Annotated in this window: 1 protein-coding gene; it reads right to left on the reverse strand. The window is 50.6% G+C overall.

What is annotated here, in order from left to right:
- Positions 1-141: 141 nt before the first annotated feature.
- On the reverse strand, positions 142-342 hold a 201-nt coding region (locus JUK32_RS01095), incomplete at its 5' end, for a hypothetical protein (RefSeq protein ID WP_204137017.1).

Consider the following 342-nt stretch of genomic DNA (forward strand, 5'->3'; position numbering starts at 1 on the left):
ACCAGGCATTCGACGTCAGCCTCTAAAACTCACTCCTTAAGGATATATGCATTTCCGCCATGCGGTACTAGACATTCTGCGGAGCAAACGCTTGAGAACTACGACGCAATAATTGAATAAGCCAAGGCTGTAATGACGAGTTTAGAACAGCACAAAACCATGCCTGCCAAAACCGCAGCGAGTAATATTTCGGCTCATGGCATTTGGTTGCTCTGTCGCGATCGCGAATAATTCTGGTCCTACGAAGCCTTTCTGTGGTTTGATATCCCGCTCGTCCATGCGCCGCAGGGCCACCCGGGTTTCTGGGTGAGCGCGTTTGAACTCGGCAATCAGCTTTCCCAC

Origin of the sequence: Halomicronema sp. CCY15110, assembly GCF_016888165.1 — a bacterium.
Taxonomy (GTDB): Bacteria; Cyanobacteriota; Cyanobacteriia; order Phormidesmidales; family Phormidesmidaceae; genus Halomicronema.